We start from the raw sequence: 15,310 nt of genomic DNA on the forward strand, positions 1-15,310 counted from the left end.
TCTTCTACCAGGTTAATCCAATAATTGAACTACCTGCTTCCAGCCTTCTTTTTCATGTAAAAAAATTACTCTTCGCCACCATAAATTTTCGGTTTAAGAACTCCGATATATGGAAGGTTGCGATATTTCTCTTGATAGTCTAATCCATAACCAACAACAAACTCATTAGGTACTTCAAACCCAACCATGTCCGCTTTCACTGCTGCCGTTCTGCCAGATGGTTTATCGAGCAGTGTAACAATTTTAATGGATCTTGCTTTACGGTATTTAAAGAGATCCACTAAATAACTTAAGGTTAACCCGCTATCAATAATGTCTTCAATAATTAACAGGTCCCGTCCTTCTACCTTCGTATCAAGGTCCTTCACTATTTTAACTTCACCCGAGGATCTCATTTCCCCTCCATAGCTAGAAACATCCATGAAATCCATTTCTAAATGAACTTCAGTATAACGAAGGATGTCGGACATAAATGGCATTGCCCCTTTTAGGACGCCAATAGCTAATGGGAACTTCCCATCATATTCCTTAGTCAGTTGTTCCCCAAGCTCTTTACACTTATTAGTAATATCGTCTTGGGTGATTAATATTTCCTGAATATCGTCGTGCATGTTTGCTCCTCCTACATGTTGCCATTTTCATAGTATAGTTGAATATACGAAGCATTGTTCGACTTTCTCTTGAGGTTCCCCTTTTTCAGCCCGATAAGCCAAAGGATTTCCCCATTATTATCTGTTACAATTGGCCAGGTATCCCTCTCATTTCTTGGGATTTTTGCATCGATAAAGATGTCTTTAACTTTTTTGCTTCCATTTAAACCTTTCCAACGCATCTTATCACCAAATTGCCGGGTTCTAATATGTAGTGGTAAAGCTACCTGCTCCATACTACAAAAATATGTAAGCTCGTCCTCCTCTGCACATTCCTTAACGAGTGTTGCTGTAACAGCTGCCCCGTCTGGTAAAAAGGCCTTCCCCGGTATCTCCATTATTGTATGAAACGTCTCATTTTGTTCTTGTTGTAAGTCAAAATAAAACCTTATGTTTGCATAGGACTTTTCCAACTTTAAATGAAGGGGGAAATCAATTTGGACATTGCTTTTATTGCTTTGTAATAATGAGAAAAAATGTGCTTCATGTACATAAGACAGGTTCTTTGGTAAATCTTCATACAGATAATTTAATATTAGATGAAAGGCACGTCTTTGTAAAGCGCGGGGGTACTGCTCGAAGCTATTAATTTTAAACTTGACCTCACTCTTGGAGAAATTAGATCCTACCAGCGCTTTAACCATATTTTCAGCATCGGTCTGCAGGTATATTTCATCCTCTTGAAGCGTTTCACTCAAACGCTGTATGGTAGTATGTATATTGCTATTTTTTTCTTTTATTAATGGAAGAACCTGATTTCTGAAATAATTTCGTGTGTAATTTATCTCATTATTTGAAGGATCGATTCTTGGAGTGATTTGTGCCGCAGCACAATACTCCTCAATTTCTTTCTTTGTAACACAGAGGAAGGGCCTAATAATACTCCCTGTCGAAAAGTTCCTTTTAACCGGGATCCCAGAAAGGGTATTGGAGCTTGCCGAACGTACAAATTCCATCAACATTGTTTCTACTTGATCATCTCCGTGATGTCCTAATGCAAGAAAGGAGGCATTGAATTGTTTCATCTGCTCAGTAAAAAACTGATAACGTAGCTCCCTTGCTGCAACCTGTGTTCCAAGGTGGTGTGTTTCTTTATACGTAGGAACGTCTAAAGAAGTTCCGACAAACTGAATATCCCACTGCATGCACATTTCTTTTACATAGCGAAGGTCCTCCAAGGATTCCTCTCCTCGTAATTGATGGTCCACAGAAATTGCAATGATTTCTAGTTGCCACTCCTTTCTCAAACTCTTAAGAAAGTGTAAAAGCGCCATGGAGTCGGGCCCTCCGGACACCCCTACAAGGACCGTTGCATTCATTGTAAGTAACTGTTTTTCCTTTATAAAAGCCATGACTGTGTTTTTCATTATGTGCATCTCCAACTAACCCATTTTTGTTCATCGTATCACACAACTAGTAGGTAATAAAGCAAGCCCAACTGATAAAGTGAAACTTCAATTAGTGGGGGTTTTCGTTCTTTCCCCACTGATTGTTAGTTGAACGAATCGGGCATGTTAGTCCGTTTACTCCCACTAAAAACTAACTGTTTCACTTCATGTTTTGAAGTAGGAGTCTTACGGACGGTTGCTCCGGGATAAAATTAAGGTTAAAAGAGTAATGATAATAAATAGTACCCTAAAGCTAAAAAGGTCATGCCACCAAGCTCCAATGCAGCAGCTGGTTTTGAGGTTTTTGTCTTTTTTCTAGTTTGCGTTCGTGTTTGCTTTTGTTGCTGGAAACGCTGCAAAACCTGGACAAGCTCCTTTTTCATGTCAGAACTTGAGGTGTACTTTCCAGTTAACGCTTTTTTCAACACGTGACGGTAGGGGGTGAGTGCTTTTACTTCATTAAGCTTCCTCATTAAGGTGGCTTCTGGGTTGCCCCCTTTCTCAAACCGCTTCGGGTAATAAACATGTAAGAAGACCATGACAAAGGCAAATAGGTCATAGCTTGGTTCAGCCCTTCTCGTTCCCATTCCCCAATAGCCACGATCGTAAAACTCTGTATATTCTTTTATAGCCCGGCCTATTTGCGTAGTTCCACCAACATCGACCCAGCGAAGTCTTGGTGGTGTCTGGATCACCATTAAATTCTCGGTCTTTAGATCACCGAAAACCCAGCCAGATTGGTGGAGCTTGTTTAAATCCTCCAAGAGCTGGATCATAAACACCCCGATCCATTCCCTCCCATGCTGGTGAATGAATGGCCCCAGAGCCTCTCCCTTTAAATATTCCATTACGTAAAATGCATATTTGGTGCCAAGTGGTGAAGTCCAATCATCGACATCTAATAAATAAGGTCCAAGACGTGAACCCTGGACCTTTTCAAGTGATTTCAGAACATTGACCTCCACTGTCATGGAGGTGCTATTATCACTAATTTTTAGTGCTGCAGGGCTTCCGTTTACATCACAAAGGTATACCGAGCCAATTGCCCCTGCCCCAAGTTTTTTCTTAATTAGGTATTTTTTGTGATGCCATTTCCCCTCAACGACCATCCCTGGTCTGATTTCAGAATCATGCTTCTTCCAATCCTGCTTCATCATCTCTGAAGCTCCTTAGTAAGCTTTTCTTGCCAAACTGATACATGGCTTCTCTAATTGCTGGACCTGTCGGTGTAATACCACCACTAGTCAGCTTAGGAAAAATAGTCGATATTGAATCAAGTCTAGGAGACCAGTCAAATACTTTTTCCATATCTTTTCGTTTACCAGGGAAACTAAAAATACTGAAGCGATTTCTTCCTATTCTTGCATTTAAGCTAAGGGAAAGATCGATCAAAGCTTCCTTAACCGTCTCAAGTTTGTCAGCCATACTAGCACTTGTATCAAGGAGAACAAGTACTTCTAGGTCACATGTTTCCCCCATATCCTCAACAACTTCCATAATTTCTCCCCGTTTTTCCGGATCCAGATCTTCCATAGATTGTTCTGAGCCAAGAATTTGCTTTAATTCCTTATTAACAAACCCTTGGAGTGTTTGTGTCATAGCCTGTTTCGTTACCATCTGTACAGTCTGGGACAGGGATTGCTTATAGACGAGCTGACTCACCCCACCACCAGAAAGGGCGATCTCTTCTACTTCCTGTAACCCTTCTGACTCTTCCGTGTGAAAGTCTTCCATAATCCCAATAACGTTTACCGTTATGCCCTGCTGGTTTGCGAGCGCAGCAGTAGCAGCTGGGTCTTCTCCCTTATTTGAGCATCCATCTGTTATAAGTAATATTTGCTTTATCGTTCCTTTTTTCAAAGCCATCTACCTCCCGTTTATTCCAGTAACATCTTCGCCAGAAAAAGGAAGGTTTATACATTTTGTTAACCTGTGTCCCTATATGGTTCATTACTTTCTCATCGTAAAAGAAAACTCATTTACAGTGAATTTACTGCCAATTTGACGCTGGATAAACAGGTACTGAGGCCCATTCCGGTTTATTCTCTGTAATCTTCGCAACAAGCACGGTCATGTCATCCTCAATCTCCCCTGCACGGGTACGAACTACTTCTTCTAATAATAGGTCTGCAATTTCCTGTGGATCCTCTGTTGTCATTTCGCGTATTTTACGTTTTAACCACATGTCTGTGTTTTCCACATGTTTTGGACCATCAAATATTCCATCACTCATCATGATCAGGACATCCCCTGCCATAAGCTGATCATTTACAATATCTACATCAAATTCTTGTAAGATACCCATTGGTAAATTACTTGCTTCCACACGAATAAGCTTGTCCCCACGTTTAACAAAACTTGGCGAAGATCCTATTTTTAGAAAACGAACGTACGCGTTATGCAAATCGATAACAGCTAAGTCCAATGTAGCGAACATTTCGTCTGTTGTTCTAAGAGATAGGATGGAATTAATAGATTTAATGGCTACCTTTTCCGGAATACCTGTCTGTAGAATTTGTTGCAGTAACCTTAATGTTTCCATACTTTCTTCTCTTGCTCGTTTTCCGTTCCCCATTCCATCACTTATTGCCATCGCATATTTCCCTGCACCAAGTTCTATTGTCGTAAAGCTATCACCTGACACAAGCCCTCCGCCCTTTGCCGCGTTAGACGCTCCTGTTTCCACTACAAAGGCTTTTGCTGAGCCAAAGGAAAGAAAACTATACCCATTTGGAAATGGAGAGATCTCTTCTTCTTTTACAATAATCATTTCATTTAATATATCCGAAAGTACAGGAGCAATGAGCTTAGAGCCTTCTCCATGATAGCTGTAGAAGCTAACCGTCATCTCAATGTCCACATTCCCTTTCTCTAATTGGTAGATATCAAGCTTCTCTAGATCAATCCCCATATGCTTTAATGCGTGAACAATTTGTACCTCTTGGTGTTCATGCTGCTGCCTTTCTTTTAAAATTTCTTTTGCAAAGTCATCCATCACCTCAGAAACACCCTGTAATTGATCTGCCACTAATCGCTTGCTTTCCATCACTTGCTGTTTCAACCTTCTATTTGCTTCTAGGAAGGACATCTCTTCCTTCATTACTTCCACTACTTTTTTAGATTTCACACAATAATTCTCAAACTCCCTGGAAACTTTTCTATTCGGTTCTTTACCTTCCGCCATATCATCTTTCATCTCTTCCATATAAGAGTATGTTTTATCAAATTGCTTTTGCCAGCAGCGCTCCTTCATAAAGCAGGTTTGACACGTTTTCTCCGTCACCTGACTTAAAAAATAGTCTGTCTCCCGCTTTTTATCATCTTCTTCCACTGGTGGATCCATGGTGTTAAAGCTTTTAGATAGAGCCTCAAAAACATCGGAAAATTGCTCGACACGTTTTGCTGTCACATTACGGACCTTTTGTAAATATTGCTCCTGTTCTTTCGTATATTCCTCCGTCCCAGGTATATATCGCGCAATACCTTTAAAAATACTTGCCGGTGTCAGCATGAATAACACAATCGCGATCGATGACTCTATTATCGATGGCACAACATTCGCAGCATCTCCATAAATTCCAATTAAAAAGGTACCAACAAGTAACCCTGCGGCCACCCCTGGCTTTCTCCCCTCCTTAAGCAAACCACCGAGCAAACCAGAGAAAGCGAGCAAGCTCATCTGATAGAGGTTGGCCACATTGGCAAGTGACAAGATCAGACCGGCTACAACGCCGACGGTTGAACCAATTGCTGCTCCTCCAACAAATGATAGGATTAAAACAAAATACCTGGACAAGACCTGCTCAGCTGAGGCGCCATACATTTCCCACCCAATCGTACCTGTTAGGATGGAGGCAATTAGAATGATTACACAAACGATCTCTTCGTTTTTCAAACTCGGTTTATATCGTTTTGGGGATAAAAGTGGGATACTCTGCATAAAGATTAATACAAGAACCGTTCCCAGGACTCCTTCGACAAAGAGCAGCAACCACTCATAGGAGCTCAGCTGCCCATTAATAGAATATAAAAACAGGCGGGTTGCCACTGTTGAGAAAAAGACAAAGACAGGAATAAGAATTTGCTGTCTCTTTACCTTTTTAAAGAACCCGGCCATCATAATAAATAACAATATAGCAATAGAAAGAAAGATACTCTGCGGAATTGAATAGGTCAGAGCACCTGCTAAAACAGCGAGAAGCGATCTGGCTGTTTTTTCTCGATGAACAAACCACATTGTTGCGAGAAAAGCTACCGCAAAAGGTGATACCGCAGAAAGGATAACAGCTCGTCCTAGTAGAAAACCAACGATGTAATAGAGTAGTCCTTTCTCCAAAAACAGTGTTAAAACTTTCGTCTGAACCTTTCTTCGTAGCGTTACAACCTTATTAACACGCTCTGCCCCATATACACCCGGCTCTACCCCAGAAATTGAACTCATATTAACCACTCCCGTCATTAGTGAGGTTTATTAAACCACATTATGACTTCTTTTTTTGTCAAAACAACAGAGCATGTCTAATAAATCGTTCGACGTGTTTTTAGAAAACATCAGCAGAGTTCTACAAGACTATTTGTTTTTACTGAAAACTAACAAAAGCAGTAAATCCACACGTGCCCCCTACATAACCGCGAATTACCTAACAAAGCTATCAAATTTCCTCAGCAGGGTAGCGGGTTTCTACGGAATGATTAATCTTGAATAGAGAGGACTTCTTTGCCGAATGAACTGAGGTTATGTAGAAACAGGCTTATATTGAAAGGCAAAATTAATGGTGGTATATAAACTGCGAAGGTAAATAATTGGATCCATATATGATTAAAATGCCGGAAATCATTTCCCGAGACTTAGCAACAGCTGCATTTCACAGAAAATAATTACTTTTTTATTTCTAGTAAATACCCCTTGCTAAAGTGATAACTATTTCATATAATACTTCTTATGCCGAAATGTTCGTGCATGAACTAATTATGAAGCAGGAGATGGTCGGAATGGAAAAAGAAGATAAAATCAGGCAAATAACGTATTCCTTTCGCAAAATGCACCATCTTTTTTATAAACAGATGTGGCATCACGCCAATCAACTTGGTGTAACAGTGGTACAGTTGCAAATCCTTAAAATATTGGACGATGAACCAAACCTTAGCTTGGCACAATTGTGCGAAAGATTGAACAGTGGAAAAAGCGCTGTTTCCACTACCGTTGACCGCTTAGTCAAAGCAAATTACATCAAGCGGGATCATTCTAAAGCTGATCGTAGAGCCATTGTCCTAACGTTAACCCCGCTCGGGAAAGAAAAAAAAGAAGAAGGTCGTGCTATATATTTTCAACAGTTAAGCCCATTAGGAGATATAAGCGAACAAGATATGGATGAACTGTTGCGTTTACATCAGTTGGTCCAAGATAAAATGAATTTAATCGGAGATGATAAGAAATGAAAGATCGTTCAGCATATGTAGAGGCCTCACAAGTACCTAAAATACCTATAATATTCGTTATGGTCATGGGTGCTTTTGTAGCTATTTTAAATCAAACACTCTTGAATATAGCATTACCAGTGATGATTGTAGATATGGATATGTCAGCAAATGCTGCCCAATCCCTAACGACGATTTTCATGCTGGTTAACGGGATTCTAATTCCCATAACCGCTTTTCTTATGGAGAAGTTTTCAACAAGGCATTTGTTCCTTACAGCAATGTCCCTATTTGCTCTTGGAACACTAATTTGCGGATTATCTTTTTCTTTCCCATCACTTCTGGCCGGGCGTGTCGTACAGGCAGCAGGCGCTGGAATTATGATGCCACTACTAATGAATGTGATCTTAAGCCTGTTTAGTATTGAAAAACGTGGCTCAGCGATGGGCTACATTGGTCTAGCTATGATGTTTGCGCCAGCAATTGGACCTACTTTATCAGGGATAATCGTGCAAAATTATTCTTGGCGCGTGTTATTCTTTATTATTTTTCCTATCGTCGTAATTGATATTATTCTGGCATATTTCCTATTACGAAATGTAACAAAACTATCGAACCCAAAAGTTGATGTTAAGTCTATTACATTATCCACTTTCGCATTTGGTGGTCTACTTTACGGGTTTAGTAGCGCAGGTGAAAAAGGCTGGGGAAATCTTACCGTTATACTGACACTCGTCATTGGTGCAGCCATTATGTTTTTCTTTGTCAGAAGACAGTTACGAATGAAGAAACCAATGCTAGAATTTCGTGTTTTTAAATACAATATGTTTTCCCTAACTACAATTATTAGTGTGGTAGTAACGATGGCGATGTTTGCAGCAATGATTCTCATCCCAATCTATTTACAAAACATCCGTGGTTTCTCCCCACTTGAATCAGGATTATTGCTATTACCAGGTGCTCTTATTTCGGCTATCATGTCACCTATCACTGGTAAGCTATTCGATAAAATTGGCGCACGTCCGCTAGCACTGGTTGGTTTATTTCTTACTGCTGTAACAACCTTTTTCTTTGCCAATTTATCAGACAGCACAGGATACTATTATATGATGGGATTATATACCGCTCGAATGGTCGGAATTTCGATGATCATGATGCCAATTATGACTGCTGGATTAAACCAACTCCCAAGAAGACTTTACTCACATGGTACAGCGATGGCGAATACCTTGCGTCAAATGTCTGGTTCAATTGGTACAGCCTTTTTGGTTACCGTCATGAGTGCCCAAACTGTTAAGCATATACCAGAATTTATGCCAGCAACTGGAACTCCTACAGAACAGCAAATGGGTGTAATCGAAAACCTTGCAACAATTGAAGGGATTAACGATGCTTTTACGGTGGCAACAGTCTTCGCAGTGATTGGATTCATTCTCTCCTTCTTTATTAAAAAGACCAAACCAGTTGAGGAAGATGAGGCATATAATAAACAAATGGCAGAAAAGACTACATCCGCTAAAATGCAACCAAATACCGGAGTGCGAAGCTAGATAAAGAAAAGCGTAGTGCTTCGATTTCTAAGCAGGGTGCCCCCTAAAGTTGGGCATCCTGTTATATTTTTTCACAGAAACGCTTGACACTTACCCTGTCCTGCTGTATTATATTTTTTGTTGACTTATTTCGGCGGCGTAGCTCAGCTGGCGAGAGCGTACGGTTCATACCCGTGAGGTCGGGGGTTCGATCCCCTCTGCCGCCATCAACAAAACCCTTCTGCATAATGCAGGAGGGTTTTTTATTTGTTCTTCCACCAATTTGTTAATTTCTATATAACCAAAAAACAGGAATTACCACAGTGGGTAATTCCTGTTTTATATCTACATAGAGCATTGTCTATAGACAGCAACTGCTATCCTCTCTTAGCACCCCGTCCTCCGCGTTTGGATTCGGTGTGTTTCTTTAAAGAGGCTAAACGGTCTTCAGAGTCTTTAAGGAAACGATCCATTTTAGATTCAAATGTCTCTTTACGCTCCCTCGTGTCACGTTGCGGGCGTTTTGGTCTATCTTTTGCCTTCTTTATCGACAGTCCAATCTTGCCATCCTTGCCGACATTAATTACTTTGACCGTTACTTCGTCCCCAACAGTTAGATGTTCGTTAATGTCTTTGACATAGCTATCGGCAACCTCACTAATGTGTACTAACCCTGTAGTGCCTTCTTGAAGCTCCACAAAGGCTCCGAAATTAGTGATCCCTGTTACCTTTCCCTGCAGCTTGCTGCCTACTTCGATTGACATAAAAAAAATGCTCCTCCTTATAATTTTTAAAAAAACGAGCGTCAAACTAATCTCGTTTCTTAATGTGCTTCATAGCAGCACAATTGCTTTGTATTATATTATAGCGAAGCGGTTGAAAGTGTGTCAATAAGAAGGAGATTTCTCTGGAATCTTAAAAATAAGCTCTCCATCTTTAGAGAAAAAATAGTTCGTACGAGCTATCTCTAGCACATAGTCCTCATCCTTAAGCAAGGAGATTTCTTCTTTCAGATCCTCTTCTTTATTTTTTAATACCGAGAGTTCCTTTTCCATTTGCTCATATTGTTCCACCTTTTCTGCATGAACAGTACGTTGCTTCACATGATATGCAGCAATGCCTCCTATTGCAATGGCGACAACAATAGAGAATAATACCAGTCTACGAACCAACCGTTGCTTCTTTCTCTTCTGTCTTTGTATGTATACATCATATTGCTGCGTGTAATTTGAATTTAATTTTGCTACCGTTTCTTTATTAGAAGACAAAGCTTCTACCTCCTTTTCAGGCGCTTCATTAGCTTTATACCTATATTCTTCATTTTACTATAAAATCCTGCAATTTTGCGAAAAAAATTTTTAAAGCCATCAGGAAGAAGCCGATAAATAAACCGGAATATCCAGCCAAATGGTGTAATGATTATAGTTAATAGAAATAAGAGGACTGTCACCAATAGTTTCAGAAAATGGAAAAAGACCGTCCAGATAAGATCGAATATCCATTTGATCGGGGTGATAAATAATGCTTTTACACACCTTTCCAGAAAGCGATATACCGCTGTTAGAATACGAATAATGTGCTCAAGTAACTTTTTATACGACTCCGCAGCCAGTGCTTGATAGGCCGCAAACCCAAGCAAGCATGCAACAAAAACATAGAAACGCAGCTCTCCACCATTAACCTGAAACAAAACGTAAAACACAATGAGTGTCTGGGTTAGCCAGAAACTAACTTCCATTGTATAGGTCAGGACGACCTTCTTCTTCCAATATGGTGTAAAGCGACGAAAGGTGTCCTGTACTATACCCAAATAGAAACCACTTGAAACCATTGCAAGCATTGTCAAAAACTGCGTGCTAAGCGTCATCTGAATAGCTTGCTAAAGAATCCTTTAGCTTTCTCCTGCTGTTGCTCATCGACGTAGGAAAGCTCATAAATTTTCCCTTTTATGGTGATTAAGCCTTCCCCCACATCAAGATTTTTCAATTGAAGGTTCTGTCCACGAACAATTAAGTAACCCATGACTGTTTCTAATAGAAATTCCTCATTATCAAAACTATCCACTTCTTTGACGCCACTGATTTCAAGATTCTTCCGATTATTAATTTTCACCGCATGATCTGCTTGTACACGCGTGGTAGTTTCTTTATTTTCATAATAGTTCATTGTAAAACCCTCCTTATCATTATTACTTTATGACAGGAGGGACAAGGTTAGAACTATGCGTTCACTTTCTCTTCTTTAATTACACTGTACAACGTCTCAGCTTCATTTTTTCTTACCGTTTCTTTTAATTCATTAACCTTTACGGTTACAAGTTTTTGTCCAAATCTAATGACAAGTTCATCGCCCTTTGATAGGGTGGAAGATGCTTTTGCTGTTACACCATTTATTGTTATACGCCCTTGATCAGCAACTTCCTTTGCCAATGTCCTTCGCTTTATCAATCGGGAAACTTTTAGAAATTTATCTAGTCTCAATTTTATCCCTCTCTTTCCTTTGCTTTGTCCCATAATTCATCCATTTCTTTCAGTGTTGCTTTTTGAATATCCTTTTGTTGTTTGCCAAGTTGTTCTTCTATAAAGGAAAATCTGCTAGTAAACTTTTGGTTCGTGCGATTTAAGGCTACTTCTGGGTTTATTTTATAATACCTTGACAGGTTTGCAATGACAAATAGAATATCTCCAAATTCCTTTTCTACTTCTTCTTTATTATTAAGGGAAATTGCTTTTTTTACCTCATCTAACTCTTCCATCAGCTTTGCCCAGATGTCTTTTGCTTCATCCCAGTCAAAGCCCGTTTTTGCAGCCTTTTTCTGTAGCTTTACGGCTTTTGCTAGAGATGGTAGATTCTTTGGAACGCCATCTAGAACGGAAGTGCGATCTCCTGGTTTCTCTTCCTTTTTAAGTTCATCCCAGTTTTTATAGACCTCTTCTACAGACTCAACTTGTCGGTCAGCAAAAACGTGCGGATGTCGGTGTATCATCTTATCCGTTACAGCGCGGATGACATCATCTACCGTAAAATATCCGTCATCTTCGCCAATCTGACTATGCAGCATCACCTGGAGGAGAATGTCTCCAAGTTCTTCGATGATGTTTTCATCATCCTGGTTATCGATGGCGTCAATTAGCTCATAAACTTCTTCTATGGCATATTCTCTTAAGCTTTCATGGGTTTGCTTTCGATCCCAAGGACAGCCTTCTGGGCTCCTTAATATAGAAATAACTTCACGAAGTCTAGTAAAGGTATGATTTAATAATGCTTCTGAAACAGGCGGCACATATACACTTGTTAGGTTACTGATTTCCATTGTGTGATCGAGCTCTTCCAACCGAACCTGCCGAATTTGTTCTGCCTCACTTCCAGCGGCCTCCACGATGGTAACCAAATAGTCTGCAGGTAAATCCTCTAACAGACTCAGCTTTACCTCTGAAGCAACCATTCGATCATAAACTTGACAGAAAATTAAATGCTGTCGGTAGTTTAAATCACTTCTTAAAAAAGACGTACCATCAACGAATTGAAACCCTTCTATCGGGTCAATCTGGAGTGCTGTAAATAGATCGTCAAGATAGCTCTGTCCCCCTAATACGCTTACCTCAACATCCTTTTGCTCTAGTAGAAGCTGAACGGTCTTTTCTGCCAACATTGGATGCCCTGGAACCGTATAAAGAACTGACCTATGCTGTGCCTGCTCAAGTAAGCGATCAACGATATTTTGGTAAACCTCATGAAACCCATCCTCTGCTTCGTATAGAGAATCAAAGGATTCAAAGTTTACACCCTCTTCTTTTAGTGAGCGTATAACAGGGTGGTCCATTGTCCTAGTATAAATAGCTTGTTTTTCTTCAAGTAATTTTTTATAGAGCCCAAGCTGGAGCTGTTCAATATCTCCTGCACCAAGACCAATAATCTCAATTCGATTCATTATCTAACCTTCCTTTATAAAAACGTAATATATAAGAGGAGAATGGAAGCATACTTACTTCATTTCTGCTAAATGCCCGAAAGCGTAGCAAGCAAAACAAGTATACTCCTCCCCCTGTTAATGCGATGAACACTACATAAAGTAATAAAAGAAACCGGCTTGGTTGGACATAATCCGCTAACCATGCATGCATTATGAGCACATAAAGCACCATTACACCAATTGCCATTCCCAGTGCCCGTACATTTACTACCTTCATGAATTTTAATTTTGGAAGCTTGCGCTGTAATTCATAAAAGGTGACAGCACACAATAGAAGCAAGCTCAAAACGGTGGCTACTGCACTTCCCGTAATTCCGAAAATAGGGACGAGAAGCTGGTTGGCAATCCACTTGATGAAAAAAGCACCAAGGATAAAGCTGGCTGTTCTTTTCACATGTCCAAGCCCCTGCAGAATAGAGGCAGCCGTGATCGATATTGAGCAGAGCAAGATCGAGACGACTAGCAACCTTAGATTACCCGTACCTAAGTCATTTTGGAATAATAGTATATTAGCTTCCCTAAAAATGAGAATTAAGCCAATGGTCGCTCCAAATGCCAAGTAAATACTAAAAAGAAGCCCTCCCCTTATGTATTGGTAAAATAAAGCCGGCTGCTGCTTGAGCCGATCCTGTGAAATATTTGGAAGGAGAGCTAGTGCAAAAGATGATCCGAGAACTGTTCCTAATTGAATTAAGGGTTGCCCCCGGTCAAATACCCCCTTTGCTTCCATTGCCTCCTGCTTAGCAAGCCCTGACTCGATTAACCCCGGAAGCAATGTAAAGGTATCTGCGAACTGGATTACGAGTAACACCATGTGATTTAAAGCAGCAACAGCTCCAAACAGCAACATTGTACGCACATAATAGTTCCATGGAATTTCTGTTGATTCTTCAACCAAAATGTTCGGCCTGTCTCTCAAAAAAAACACAATTAACACAATAGTACCTGCTACCGCTCCGATAATAGAGGCGATTGCCGCAGTATGTCCTACCTGGTAAATAACGAGCTGATTTGAGCTAATCACAATTGCGGCTGTGATTAGCAAGGATACACGTATGATTTGCTCTGACACTTGTGAAATAGCGGTTGGTGCCATCTTTTGTTCCCCTTGAAAGCTACCTCGCAATAATGCTAGAAATGGCACAAATAAAAAAACAATCGCGGTTATACGGTATGTACTGGTAAGCTCCGGGTCCCCAATCCACCTAGCCAAATTTGGGGCATTGATAAATAGAAATAGGAACATGGCTCCATTTAGAATGAACAGTATAAGGAGCAACGGGAAATAGAAGTTTCGTATTGTCTGCCCGCCTGCCTTAGAGCCAATTTCTGACCGTATCTTTGAGATAGCTGCTGGAAATCCATACAACGATAACACCATAATAATACCAAGTATCGGATAAATCTGTTGATACACGTAGTATCCTATATCTCCCGTAAGATTTTGCAATGGAATGCGGTACCCTGCACTTAACAACTTGCTGAGAATACCAGCTGCCGTTAACAAAAGAGCACCTTTTAAAAGCTGATTTGTTTCGTTCTTACTCATGACTAACGCCCTTTGTATCCGTTAAATTTGTCTCTATTATAGCACACCTGCTAGGCTCTTATTATTGTATCCCTCTTGGATTCTCCCACCAAGCTTAACATTTAACCATTCCAAATAAAAAGCACCCTATAGGGCGGACAATTTAACTGTCCACACTATAGGGTCTTGTCCGATTTTGCCGTAGGTATCTGTAACCAATTCATCAGCTCTTTATTACTCCATCTGTCTAGCCAGGAAACTCGCAGCCGTTTCAATCGATTTCTGTTCTACTTTACTCAACTTTTCTTCTTTGGAAAAGACCATCACACATCCTATAGGATCCCCGTTTGCAATAATAGGGCTAATACAATAAGAGTGGAGTTCTAGTTCATTTCCATCAATAACTTCCATGTTTCCTTTTTCTGTTTCAAATACCGGTGAGCGATTTTCAATAATTTTTGTAATATCAGGGCTAATGTTTTTGTTAAGGTAATCCTTTTTTGATTCCCCAGCTACGGCGATCACTTCATCTCTGTCACAGATTATCACAGGTGATTGAAGAGAATCAAACAGTGCTTCCGCATATTCTTTCGCAAAATGCCCAAGTTCATTAATGGGCGAATATTTCTTTAAAATAACTTCGCCTTCACGATCCACAAAGATTTCAAGTGGGTCGCCTTCCCGTATTCTTAGTGTTCTTCTGATTTCTTTAGGAATAACTACTCTTCCAAGATCATCAATACGACGAACAATTCCTGTTGCTTTCATTCTTAGTAGCCTCTCTTTCCTGTGTGAAAATTGGTGTATTAATACTTTTTTTGTAG

15 protein-coding genes and 1 tRNA gene are annotated in these 15,310 nt (G+C 40.1%); 3 read left to right on the forward strand and 13 right to left on the reverse strand.

Annotation, left to right across the window (positions count from 1 at the left end):
- Positions 1-65: 65 nt before the first annotated feature.
- From hpt to spoIIE, 5 genes are all read right to left on the reverse strand, one after another.
- Entirely contained in the window at positions 66-611 is a 546-nt protein-coding gene (gene hpt, locus BN985_RS01920; protein WP_042220760.1) for a hypoxanthine phosphoribosyltransferase, read from the reverse strand.
- An 11-nt stretch (positions 612-622) separates the two neighbouring features.
- Positions 623-2,017 (reverse strand): tRNA lysidine(34) synthetase TilS, encoded by a 1,395-nt coding sequence (gene tilS / locus BN985_RS01925; RefSeq protein WP_042220761.1) that lies wholly within the window; start codon positions 2,015-2,017, stop codon positions 623-625.
- Positions 2,018-2,256: 239 nt separating this feature from the next.
- Positions 2,257-3,195 carry a serine/threonine-protein kinase gene (locus BN985_RS01930; RefSeq protein WP_232225519.1) on the reverse strand — a complete coding sequence of 313 codons (939 nt, stop codon included), beginning with the start codon at positions 3,193-3,195 and terminating at the stop codon, positions 2,257-2,259.
- Positions 3,167-3,898, reverse strand: a complete 732-nt coding sequence (locus BN985_RS01935) for a VWA domain-containing protein (RefSeq protein ID WP_042220762.1) — start codon at positions 3,896-3,898, stop codon at positions 3,167-3,169. Before BN985_RS01935 ends, BN985_RS01930 begins: the two co-directional genes overlap by 29 nt.
- A gap of 130 nt (positions 3,899-4,028) precedes the next feature.
- Positions 4,029-6,479, reverse strand: coding sequence for a stage II sporulation protein E (gene spoIIE, locus BN985_RS01940; protein ID WP_042220763.1), 2,451 nt, complete (start codon positions 6,477-6,479; stop codon positions 4,029-4,031).
- Between the two features lie 551 nt (positions 6,480-7,030).
- Here spoIIE and BN985_RS01945 point away from each other — a divergent pair.
- The 3 genes from BN985_RS01945 to BN985_RS01955 all read left to right on the forward strand — a co-directional run bounded on the left by BN985_RS01945 (position 7,031) and on the right by BN985_RS01955 (position 9,212).
- A complete protein-coding gene (locus BN985_RS01945) occupies positions 7,031-7,477 on the forward strand; it encodes a MarR family winged helix-turn-helix transcriptional regulator (protein ID WP_042220764.1) in 447 nt (148 codons plus the stop codon).
- Positions 7,474-9,006, forward strand: coding sequence for a DHA2 family efflux MFS transporter permease subunit (locus BN985_RS01950; protein ID WP_042220765.1), 1,533 nt, complete (start codon positions 7,474-7,476; stop codon positions 9,004-9,006). Before BN985_RS01945 ends, BN985_RS01950 begins: the two co-directional genes overlap by 4 nt.
- Before the next feature lie 132 nt (positions 9,007-9,138).
- Positions 9,139-9,212: transfer RNA gene (locus tag BN985_RS01955), tRNA-Met, on the forward strand.
- A 150-nt stretch (positions 9,213-9,362) separates the two neighbouring features.
- Here BN985_RS01955 and BN985_RS01960 read toward each other — a convergent pair.
- The 8 genes from BN985_RS01960 to spoVT all read right to left on the reverse strand — a co-directional run bounded on the left by BN985_RS01960 (position 9,363) and on the right by spoVT (position 15,254).
- Positions 9,363-9,749 (reverse strand): S1 domain-containing RNA-binding protein, encoded by a 387-nt coding sequence (locus tag BN985_RS01960; RefSeq protein ID WP_042220766.1) that lies wholly within the window; start codon positions 9,747-9,749, stop codon positions 9,363-9,365.
- A gap of 123 nt (positions 9,750-9,872) precedes the next feature.
- Entirely contained in the window at positions 9,873-10,253 is a 381-nt protein-coding gene (locus tag BN985_RS01965) for an FtsB family cell division protein (RefSeq protein WP_042220767.1), read from the reverse strand.
- Positions 10,254-10,258: 5 nt separating this feature from the next.
- Entirely contained in the window at positions 10,259-10,852 is a 594-nt protein-coding gene (gene yabQ / locus BN985_RS01970) for a spore cortex biosynthesis protein YabQ (RefSeq protein ID WP_042220768.1), read from the reverse strand.
- Entirely contained in the window at positions 10,849-11,151 is a 303-nt protein-coding gene (gene yabP / locus BN985_RS01975; protein ID WP_042220769.1) for a sporulation protein YabP, read from the reverse strand. Before yabP ends, yabQ begins: the two co-directional genes overlap by 4 nt.
- A 53-nt stretch (positions 11,152-11,204) precedes the next feature.
- Positions 11,205-11,465 carry an RNA-binding S4 domain-containing protein gene (locus tag BN985_RS01980; protein WP_042220771.1) on the reverse strand — a complete coding sequence of 87 codons (261 nt, stop codon included), beginning with the start codon at positions 11,463-11,465 and terminating at the stop codon, positions 11,205-11,207.
- A 2-nt stretch (positions 11,466-11,467) separates the two neighbouring features.
- Positions 11,468-12,916: a bifunctional methyltransferase/pyrophosphohydrolase YabN gene (yabN, locus tag BN985_RS01985; RefSeq protein WP_042220773.1), complete on the reverse strand. Its 1,449-nt coding sequence runs from the start codon at positions 12,914-12,916 to the stop codon at positions 11,468-11,470.
- The gene (locus BN985_RS01990; protein WP_042220774.1) at positions 12,903-14,507 is read right to left on the reverse strand and encodes a putative polysaccharide biosynthesis protein; all 1,605 of its coding nucleotides are present in this window, start codon (positions 14,505-14,507) and stop codon (positions 12,903-12,905) included. Before BN985_RS01990 ends, yabN begins: the two co-directional genes overlap by 14 nt.
- A gap of 213 nt (positions 14,508-14,720) precedes the next feature.
- The gene (spoVT, locus tag BN985_RS01995) at positions 14,721-15,254 is read right to left on the reverse strand and encodes a stage V sporulation protein T (protein WP_042220776.1); all 534 of its coding nucleotides are present in this window, start codon (positions 15,252-15,254) and stop codon (positions 14,721-14,723) included.
- Positions 15,255-15,310 lie beyond the last annotated feature (56 nt).

Origin of the sequence: Oceanobacillus manasiensis, from assembly GCF_000724085.1 — a bacterium.
In the GTDB taxonomy this organism is placed as follows: domain Bacteria; phylum Bacillota; class Bacilli; order Bacillales; family Amphibacillaceae; genus Oceanobacillus_B; species Oceanobacillus_B manasiensis.